A 1320-nucleotide genomic window follows, 5' to 3' on the forward strand; every position below is an offset into this window, starting at 1 on the left:
GCACATCCGCATACCAAGGCGCCTCGGCCGGCCAGGGGTTCAGATTGGCCAGGCTATCGCCCGGATAGGCCTCCGCAAAGTTCTTCTTGTAAGAGTCACTTGCGAATTTATCCGCCCCCAGGACCGGAGAGTTATACCCGTGGAAGTCGATCTCCTTGCCGGCGACTTCTTTGTTATAGGCATAGTCGATGAAGGCATAGACCTGATCCACATTCTTGGCGCCTGCAGGCATGACCAGTCCGTCGACCCAAGCCATCGCCCCCTCGACCGGCGCCTGATAGTGCACCGGCTCGCCAGCGGATTTCAGCGCCAGCGGCGGGCCGTCCCAGGTCTGGCCCACAACGACGCCTTCGTTCAGCAGGCCGTTTTTCTGGGTATCGGCATCGTTCCAGATCAGTTTGATCCGGGACTTGCGGGCGATGCACCAATCGGTGATCTGCCCCCAGACTTTGCGCATGGTTTCCTCATCCTCGTAGGCGGCCCAGACGGAACCCGGTTCCATCTCGCCGACACGCTCCATGTAAAGGCCCGCGCCCAGCATCATCGAATGCGCCCGGCCCATGGTCTTGCCTGCGTTCTCCTCCGACCAGACATCGCCATAAGACGGCGCATCGCCTTCGGGCAGCCATTTGTCGGTGCGGTAGGCGATGCCTTCCGTGCCCCACATATGCGGCAGCCAATGGGATCCCTTACCGCCAAAGTTCCAGGCAGTTTCACCCACTTTCAGCATCGCCGGGTTCACCGCATCTGTTTTAACCCGGGACAGGTCGAACGGTTGCAGAACCTCCAGCGGCTCCCATTGCAGCGAGCGGTTGTTGGTCGGGGTGATCAGATCGAAGCCCAGGCCTTTGGTGGCCTTCATCTTGTTGATCATTTCCTCGTTCGAACCGGTCGAGGTGTAGTTGATTTTGATCCCGGTCTCCTGCTCGAAACCGTTGACGAAGTCTTCGGACATGTAGCCGGACCACATCATGATGTCGATTTGGCCGGAGGAGGCCAAGGCGCTCTTGCTATAGAGCGGAGCGGCCAGCGCCGAGGCGCCAGCGCCTTGCAATACAGTGCGCCGGTTGAAAGTGGCTTGGTCAGTCATGTGTAGGTGCTCCCTAAGTAGACAGTTGAATTTTCCGCTAAGTCCTTACAGTAAATGCGCTCTTAGCATCGGCCGGTGGACCAGGCATTTGTTTCTGGGCCCGGTGTGTTCTTTACTCTTTCCCGGACACAGAAAATCTTTGCTTCCTCACATTGCAGCTTTGAAAAGCTGGGTGAGGTTCTGTTCGTTGAGTTTGATGGGGTTTCCGCCGCATGAGGGGTCTGTTGCGG

1 protein-coding gene is annotated in these 1320 nt (G+C 58.1%); it reads right to left on the bottom strand.

Annotation, left to right across the window (positions count from 1 at the left end):
- Positions 1–1090: extracellular solute-binding protein (locus ACXAHG_RS23465; RefSeq protein WP_475061226.1), on the bottom strand; the 1090-nt coding region annotated here is incomplete at its 3' end.
- Between the last annotated feature and the right edge of the window lie 230 nt (positions 1091–1320).

It is taken from the genome of Leisingera sp. ABD4_442, from assembly GCF_056160905.1.